The 8,058-nt window shown below is 70.5% G+C and carries 9 protein-coding genes; 5 read left to right on the top strand and 4 right to left on the bottom strand.

Features of this window, described 5'->3' with window-relative positions; translation table 11 throughout:
* Window positions 1–380 precede the first annotated feature (380 nt).
* The 5 genes from dop (at window position 381) to prcA (ending at window position 4,576) form a co-directional block, all read left to right on the top strand.
* On the top strand, window positions 381–1,898 hold the full coding sequence (gene dop, locus AB0O48_RS34465) for a depupylase/deamidase Dop (protein ID WP_357254253.1): 1,518 nt from the start codon (window positions 381–383) through the stop codon (window positions 1,896–1,898).
* Between the two features lie 104 nt (window positions 1,899–2,002).
* On the top strand, window positions 2,003–2,218 hold the full coding sequence (locus AB0O48_RS34460) for a ubiquitin-like protein Pup (RefSeq protein ID WP_030332902.1): 216 nt from the start codon (window positions 2,003–2,005) through the stop codon (window positions 2,216–2,218).
* 186 nt (window positions 2,219–2,404) lie between these two features.
* Complete coding sequence (locus tag AB0O48_RS34455; RefSeq protein ID WP_357254255.1) at window positions 2,405–2,926, top strand: endonuclease VII domain-containing protein; 522 nt, start codon at window positions 2,405–2,407, stop codon at window positions 2,924–2,926.
* Complete coding sequence (prcB, locus tag AB0O48_RS34450) at window positions 2,845–3,684, top strand: proteasome subunit beta (RefSeq protein WP_357254257.1); 840 nt, start codon at window positions 2,845–2,847, stop codon at window positions 3,682–3,684. The genes AB0O48_RS34455 and prcB overlap by 82 nt, the downstream gene beginning before the upstream one ends.
* Before the next feature lie 61 nt (window positions 3,685–3,745).
* A complete protein-coding gene (gene prcA, locus AB0O48_RS34445) occupies window positions 3,746–4,576 on the top strand; it encodes a proteasome subunit alpha (RefSeq protein WP_357254258.1) in 831 nt (276 codons plus the stop codon).
* Between the two features lie 130 nt (window positions 4,577–4,706).
* Here the strand turns inward: prcA and AB0O48_RS34440 are convergent, their stop codons facing one another.
* From AB0O48_RS34440 to rfbD, 4 genes are read right to left on the bottom strand one after another with little or no spacing between them, the layout of a single operon-like run.
* Window positions 4,707–6,017, bottom strand: a complete 1,311-nt coding sequence (locus tag AB0O48_RS34440; protein ID WP_357254260.1) for a polysaccharide biosynthesis protein — start codon at window positions 6,015–6,017, stop codon at window positions 4,707–4,709.
* The gene (locus tag AB0O48_RS34435) at window positions 6,014–6,715 is read right to left on the bottom strand and encodes a glycosyltransferase family 2 protein (protein WP_357254262.1); all 702 of its coding nucleotides are present in this window, start codon (window positions 6,713–6,715) and stop codon (window positions 6,014–6,016) included. The genes AB0O48_RS34440 and AB0O48_RS34435 overlap by 4 nt, the downstream gene beginning before the upstream one ends.
* Window positions 6,708–7,079: a DUF2304 domain-containing protein gene (locus AB0O48_RS34430; RefSeq protein ID WP_357254264.1), complete on the bottom strand. Its 372-nt coding sequence runs from the start codon at window positions 7,077–7,079 to the stop codon at window positions 6,708–6,710. Before AB0O48_RS34430 ends, AB0O48_RS34435 begins: the two co-directional genes overlap by 8 nt.
* Window positions 7,076–7,963 (bottom strand): dTDP-4-dehydrorhamnose reductase, encoded by an 888-nt coding sequence (rfbD, locus tag AB0O48_RS34425; protein WP_357572609.1) that lies wholly within the window; start codon window positions 7,961–7,963, stop codon window positions 7,076–7,078. Before rfbD ends, AB0O48_RS34430 begins: the two co-directional genes overlap by 4 nt.
* Window positions 7,964–8,058 lie beyond the last annotated feature (95 nt).

Here is an 8,058-nt window from a genome sequence, read left to right as displayed (position 1 = left end):
GAAATTTCACCACTCTTCCCCAACCCCCCCCTCTTCCGATCTGTCCATCGCCCCCCCCCCCACCCCCGCCCAGAACCTCGCCCCGCCCGCGGCGCCACCGGACCTCGTCCGGTGCCGCCGCTGCGTGCGTCCCACCAGCCCGCGCGTCCGCACCCCGCCCACGGCGGCCCGTCGCGGCCGACCCGCGGGCCATCGACGGCATTCACGCGCGCAACGGGCGCGCCGCGCCGGCGGAGCGGGGTGCCACCGCGACCCGCCACGGCACGGCAGCTGCGCCGCGCCGACCGGCAGGGCCGCGCGGTACGCCACCGCGCAGACTAGTCTCGATGGTGTGAGCGGCGGGTACGCCGGCTCCAGGGGCGAGCGAAGCGAGTGGTCGCATGACGGTACGTCGGATCATGGGCACCGAAGTCGAGTACGGAATCTCCGTGCCCGGACAGGCCGGAGCCAACCCGATGGTCACCTCATCACAGGTGGTCAACGCCTACGGGGCACGCCCCGAGCTCAACCGGGGTGGTCGAGCCCGCTGGGACTACGAGGAAGAGTCGCCGCTGCGCGACGCCCGCGGATTCACCTACTCCGGGGCCGCCTACGATCCCGCCGAGGCCCTCGCGGACGAGGACCTCGGCCTCGCCAACGTGATACTCACCAACGGCGCCCGTCTCTACGTCGACCACGCCCACCCCGAATACTCCACCCCGGAGGTCACCACCCCCCGCGACATCGTGCGCTGGGACAAGGCCGGCGAGCGGGTGATGGCCGAGGCGTCCCGCCGGGCCGCCACCATCCCGGGCAGCCAGCCGATCCACCTCTACAAGAACAACACCGACAACAAGGGCGCCAGCTACGGCGCCCACGAGAACTACCTGATGCGCCGGCAGACCCCGTTCGCCGACATCGTGGCGTACCTGACGCCGTTCTTCGTCACCCGCCAGATCGTCTGCGGGGCGGGCCGGGTCGGCATCGGTCAGGACGGCGGGCAGAGCGGCTTCCAGATCTCCCAACGCGCCGACTTCTTCGAGGTCGAGGTGGGCCTGGAGACCACCCTCAAGCGGCCCATCATCAACACCCGCGACGAGCCGCACGCCGACGCCGACAAGTACCGCCGGCTGCACGTGATCATCGGCGACGCCAACCTCTCCGAGATCTCCACCTACCTCAAGGTCGGCACCACCGCCCTGATCCTCAACATGATCGAGGAGAAGGCGCTCGGCGCCGACCTCGGCATCGCCGACCCGGTCAGCGAGCTGCGCGCGGTCAGCCACGATCCCGGCCTGGCGCACCTCATGCGACTGCGCGACGGTCGCCGGCTCACCGCACTCGACCTGCAGTGGGCGTACCTGGAGCGCGCCCGGTCCTTTGTCGACGACCGCTACGGCACCGACGCCGACGAGCAGACCGTCGATGTGCTCGACCGCTGGGAGAGCGTGCTGGACCGGCTCGGCCGGGACCCGATGCTCTGCGCCGACGAGTTGGACTGGGTGGCCAAACTGCGGCTGCTCGAGGGTTACCGGGAGCGGGAGAAGCTCGGCTGGGGGGCGCACAAGCTGCAACTGGTCGACCTGCAGTATTCCGACGTCCGGCCGGAGAAGGGCCTCTACCACCGCCTGGTCACCCGAAAGGCGATGAAGACGCTGCTCACCGACGACGAGACGCGTACCGCGATGACCGAGCCGCCGGAGGACACCCGGGCCTACTTCCGGGGCCGCTGCCTGGCCCAGTACGCGTCCGAGGTCGTCGCCGCGAGCTGGGACTCGGTGATCTTCGACGTGGGCCGGGAGTCGCTCGTCCGGGTGCCGATGATGGAGCCGGAGCGCGGCACGCGCGCGCACGTCGGGGCGCTGTTCGACCGCTGCGCCAGCGCGAAGGATCTGCTGGAGACGTTGACCGGCGGCTGAACGCACGTCCTTATGCCCGCCGCGTGCCGCAAGCCGGCGCGCGGCGGGCTTTTCGTCGCCCGCGCGAGGTAAGTTCATCGCAGACGATCGTGGAGGAGGCAGCAATGGCCACTCATGACAGCGGCGGCCAGTCGCAGTCCGGCAAGTCCCGTCAGGGCGAGGAAATCGAGGACGTCACCACCGAGGCCAACCCCGAGGTGGCCGAGCGGCACGCCGAGATCACCGAGGACGTCGACGACCTCCTCGACGAGATCGACTCCGTCCTCGAAGAAAACGCAGAGGAGTTCGTGAGGGGCTACGTGCAAAAAGGAGGTCAGTGAGCATATAGGGTCAATTCGGACATGCCTAGAGCGAGTGATGATCGGGATGGCCTTCGCCGCTGCCGAGACTGCAGTGAATGGAAGCCGCTCGATCTGTTCTGTGCGAGTTCCAAGAGACCGGATGGGCGAGGCAGTTACTGCAAGCCCTGCTTCAACGAGCGATCCAAGGCAAGTTACGCGCGTCGGGTGAAGGCAAAGTTCGACCGCGAGGTGCGCGAAGGCCGCGTCGTGCCCGAGGGCCACAAGTTCTGTCCGACCTGCGATGCGGTCAAGCCGTTCGATGCCTTCCCCCGTAACCGGGCGGACACCTCCGGATATGCCACCTACTGCAAGCCCTGCCACAACACGAGGACCAGAGAGACCAAAGAGCGGCTGTACGGGGGTAACCGCGAGTACCACCTGCGGCGGCGGTACGGCGTCGGGGAGAAGGAGTTTCAGGAGCTCCTGGCCGAGCAGGGCGGGGTCTGCGCGATCTGTGGCGGCGCGGACCCGCAACATCTGGACCACGATCATCGCACCGGGTGGGTGCGCGGGATACTCTGCTTCAACTGCAACGGTGGTCTTGGCCAGTTCCGTGACAGTCCCACGAGGCTGGCCAGGGCGATCACGTATCTGAGAGGAACCACGTGGCAGCGGGCTTTGATCCATCCGGGCGTCTACCAGATGTGTTCACCAACGCGGGGACGTCCTCCTTCACGACGTTCCTGAGTCGGGTGGCCCCCGAGATGCTGCCCGGCCGGCGGCCGTTGCCGCCGGGCATGGCAGCGGACCTGGCGCCGCACGCGACCACCATCGTGGCGATCTCGGCCGCCGGTGGCGTCGTGATGGCCGGCGACCGGCGGGCCACCATGGGCAACCTGATCGCCCAGCGTGACATCGAGAAGGTGCACCCGGCCGACGCGTACTCCCTGGTGGGGATCGCGGGCACCGCGGGCATCGGGATCGAGCTGATGCGACTGTTCCAGGTGGAGCTTGAGCACTACGAGAAGATCGAGGGCGCGATGCTCTCGCTCGACGGCAAGGCCAACCGGTTGGCGTCGATGATCCGCGGCAACCTGGGTGCGGCCATGCAGGGCCTGGCCGTGGTCCCGCTGTTCGCCGGGTTCGACCTGGCCGCCGCCGATCCGGCGCGGGCCGGTCGGATCTTCAGCTTCGACGTGACCGGCGGTCCGTACGAGGAGACCGGGTACGACGCGATCGGCTCCGGCTCGCTCTTCGCGAAGTCGGCGCTGAAGAAGCGCTTCCGGGCCGGTGTGTCGGTCGACGACGCCACCCGCCTCGCGGTCGAGGCGCTCTACGACGCGGCGGACGACGACACCGCGACCGGCGGACCGGATCTGACCCGTCGGATCTACCCGGTGGTGATGACCGCTACCGCCGAGGGCACCCGCCGGTTGACCGACGCCGAGACGGCGGCGATCGCCGAGGGCGTGGTCGCCGGTCGGATGGAGAACCCGGGCGGGTGAGCCCCGTCCACCCCCACCAGTCAGCAGTCGTCAGCACCGCGCCGTAAGGAGAACCGCCGCCGTGGCCATGCAGTTCTACGCCTCGCCCGAACAGATCATGCGCGACCGCTCCGAGTTGGCCCGCAAGGGCATCGCTCGGGGTCGCAGCGCCGTGGTCCTCAGCTATTCCGGCGGGGTGCTCTTCGTCGCGGAGAACCTCTCCAGCGCCCTGCACAAGGTCAGCGAGATCTACGACCGGATCGGGTTCGCCGCGGTCGGTCGGTACAACGAGTTCGAGAATCTGCGCCGGGCCGGTGTGCGGATGGCCGACCTGAACGGGCTCAGCTACGACCGGCGGGACGTCACCGGGCGGGCTCTGGCCAACGCGTTCGCGCAGACGCTCGGTGCGATCTTCACCGAGCAGTCGAAGCCGTTCGAGGTGGAGATCTGCGTGGCGGAGGTCGGGGCGACCGCGGACGACGACGAGTTGTACCGGCTGACGTACGACGGTTCGGTCAACGACGAGCCGGGGCGGATGGCCATGGGCGGCCAGGCTGAGGCGATCACCGGTGTGCTGAAGTCCCAGCACCGTGCGGACATGTCCCTCGGCGAGGCGGCCCGGGTGGCGGTGCAGGCGTTGAGCACGGTTGGTGGTGAGGGCGGCGCGGCCCGGACGATCGCCGCCAACCAGTTGGAGGTGGCGGTGTTGGACCGTCACCGGGTGGGGCGTACGTTCCGCCGGATCACCGGTGCGGCGCTGACCGCGTTGCTGGACGGCGATGTGTCCGCCGCGGAGCAGCCGGCGGAGGCGGGTGGCCCGGACACTCCGGCGCAGCCCACCACCGAGTCGCACAAGCCGACGACGTCGGCGGCATCCGCTGACCTGGAGGACAAGCCGGCGGACGGCAAGTAACACCTGTTGGTACGGCGGCGGGCGGTCCGGTGTTCGGGCCGCCCGCCGCCGTACGTCCAGCATCTGCGGCGGCGGGCGTCCCGAGCGTCGCGGGCCGGTGTGGCCGTGATGCGTGGGGGTGTGGCCCAGGTCAGGGTCCTGCGGTCACTCCCGGCGCGGCGGCCTCGAAGGTCGGGGCGGCGGTGGGTGCTGCCGGGCGGGCGGCGTGGGTGCGCAGCAGCACGGCCATGACGGCGGCGACCACGACGGAGCCGATGGCGTAGCCGAGCTCGACTCGCAGCGCGGTGGAGACCGGGGCGAGCGTCGCGGCGACCAGGGCGGCCACCCCGATGGCCCAGGCGAGGGCCTGTGCCCGGTGCCGGTCGAGGGCCAGGAGTGCCTGGCCGAGGACCATCGCCCACAGGTAGGCGAGGGTGGCGACGGCGAGCCAGGCGAAGTCGGCGTGGCCGAGGACTCCGGGCGCGTCGAAGAGGGTCTGCACCAGTTGTGGGCCGACAAGCACGGCGAGGACGGCACCGGTGAGGCCGAGGGCGCTGACGATGCCCAGGGCGCGGCGCAGCAGGCTGTGGAAGCCGGTGAGGTCGCCGGTGCTGGCCGAGGTGGAGAGGCCGGGCAGCAGCGATGCCTGCAACGAGGCGAAGACGAACAGCGGGATCCGGACCAGCACCAGCGCGGAGAGCAGCGCGCCGGCGGTCGCCTCGTCGGATGGGTCCAGCACCTTGACGTTGATCACGCCGATGTTGACCACGACCTGGGCGAGCAGGCTGGAGGCGATGAGGAGGCCGAGGCCGCGCACCAGGCTCGCCCAGGTCACGGGAACGCCGCCGCCGACGGCGCGCAGGACCGGTGGTGCAGTGAGGATGGCGCCGGCGACGGGCGCGATGACCAGCACCGCGCCGTACCAGACGGGGTCGGTGACACCGTTCAGGCCGAGGACGGTGACCAGCGCGATCCGGAGGCCGCCGTCGATGCCGAGTTGGGTGCCGTACCAGGGGAACAGTTGCAGGCCGGAGAGGATGCCGCGGGTGGTGTGCGCGACGGCGAGTCCGGCCAGCGCGCCGATCAGGACGGTGACCATGGTGCCGTCGCCGGCGAAGAGCCGGTCGGCGAGCGTCTCCCGGAAGACGACGATCAGCGCGACGACGGCGGCGAGCAGGCCGGCGGCCAGGGCCGCCCCCCGGGCCAGTACCGGCCCGGGGGGGAGGCCCTGGCTGTGCCGGGCGGCGACGAGTCGGGCGACCTCCTGCTCGACCGGCATGAACAGGCCGATGCCGAGGGTGAAGACGATCGTCCAGAGCACGGAGAGGGAGTTGTAGTCCGCCTCGGTGAGACTGTGCCCGGCGACCGCCAGGTGAACGTAGGAGGCGAGTCCCAGCAGGGCGAGACCGGCGCCGACGGCGACGGTGCCCGGTGGGACCAGACTCAGGAGCCGGCGGATCACCGGCGAATGAGCGCCAACGTGAGGACGGCGAAGGCGCGGCCGAGGTAGATCATGGCCTTGGCGGGGGAGTGGCTGGGGGTGCCCGCCATCCGCTTGCGCATGGCCACCGGCACCTGGCGGATGGTGTAGCCGCGTCGGGCGGTGTGCACGAGCGTCTCCACGGTGTCGCCCAGGTACTCCACCGGGTACCAGGTGGCGAACATCTCGATCACCCGACGGTTGGCGGCCCGGAACCCGGAGGTGGTGTCGGTGAGCTTGGTGTGCGCGACGCGGGACAGCACACCGGAGAGCATGACCATGGCCCAGCGGCGGGGGCCGCGGACGTTGTAGTCACCCTCGCCGGCGAACCGGGCGCCGATCACCAGGTCGGTCTCGTCGAGCAGGTCGACGAGCTTCGGCACGTACCGGGGGTCGTGCTGGCCGTCCGCGTCGATCTGGATGGCGACGTCGTAGTCGTGGTCGCGCGCGTACCGGTACCCGACCCGCATGGCGCCGCCGACGCCGAGGTTGTACGGCAGCTTGGCCACGCGGGCGCCGGCCGCGGCGGCGACCGCGGCGGTGCGGTCGGTGGAGCCGTCGTCGATGACGATCACGTCGACGCCGGGCAGCTCGCCGCGGACCTCGCCGACCACGTCGGCGATCGAGCCGGACTCGTTGAGCGCCGGGATGATGATCAGGACCCGCTTGCCGTTAACCATCGTGGGACACCAGTTCGTTTCGGGCCGCTCGCTCGGCGTCGATCTCGGTACGGAGCAGGGCGAAGTCTTCGGCCAGGGTGCGGGTCTCTTCTTCCAGGTGGCTGACCTCCCAGCTGAGGTGCACGCAGACCAGCAGCAGGAAGACGATGCCGAGGAAGAGCACGAGGCTGACGCCGGAGGCGACGCCGAGCAGTTCGGCGACGTTGTCCAGCAGGCGGGGGAAGAGCGACAGGGGGATGACGATCACCAGGACGCCGAGCCAGAGCATGCCGTACTTTTCGCGAAGCTGCCGGCGGCGCAGCAGCTCGACGATGGTGGCGAGCAATATCAGGCCGGTCAACCCGGTGACGAGGGTGAGCTTCATGCGACCTTCCACGGAGCGGGCGGAGCGGGGGAGTCGAATGCGTCGACGAGAGTGGCATGCCAGTCGGGGAGCGACGGCAGACCTGCGGCCGCCCAGCGGCTGTGTGCTAGCACACTGTACGCCGGACGGGGGGCAGGAAGAGGATACCGGTCACTGGTGGTGGGTCGGATCCGGTCGGGGTCCAGACCGGCCAGCGTGAACGCCGCGCGGGCGAGCCCGTACCAGGTGGTCTGGCCGGCACAGGTGCTGTGGTAGACGCCGGCGGCGGCCTGGCCGGCGAGGGCGGCGTCGGCGAGTGCGACGAGCTGTTCGGCGAGCCGGTAGGACCAGGTGGGCTGGCCGTGCTGGTCGTCGACCACGCTGATGAACTCCCGCTGGCCGGCGAGCCGGAGCATGGTGGCCACGAAGTTCGGGCCGTGCGCGCCGTACAGCCAGGCGGTGCGGACCACGTAGCCACTGTCGGGCAGTAGTCGGGCGACCGCCTGCTCGCCGACCAGCTTGCCCCGGCCGTACGCGTTGACCGGCGCGGTGGGGGCGTCCTCCGGGTAGGGGGACTGGGCATCGCCGGCGAGGACGTAGTCGGTGGAGATCTGGATGAGCCGGCTGCCGCTGGCGGCGCACGCCGACGCGAGGTTCGCGACGCCGTTGCCGTTGACGGCGGTGGCCGCCGCCTCGTTGGTCTCGGCGCCGTCGACATTTGTCCACGCCGCCGTGTTGATCACGATGTCGTGCTCGGCGACGGCCTCGCGGACGGCGGCGGGATCGGTGATGTCCAGGTCGGCCCGGCTGGCGGCGGTCACCTTGAGGTCGGGCCGGGTGTGCAGCACGGTGACCAGGTCCCGGCCGAGCATCCCGCCGGCGCCGGTGACGAGTAGGCGGGTCATGCGGTGGGTGTGGTCTTGAGGGGTTCCCACCAGGTGCGGTTGTCGCGGTACCAGGTGACGGTGTCGGCGAGGCCCTGGTCGAGGGTGATGCTGGG

The organism is Micromonospora sp. NPDC085948 (assembly GCF_040686315.1).
Classification (GTDB): Bacteria; Actinomycetota; Actinomycetes; order Mycobacteriales; family Micromonosporaceae; genus Micromonospora.
The sequence above is the reverse complement of the archived record's forward strand: the minus strand, read 5'-3'. Positions and strand labels throughout refer to the sequence as shown.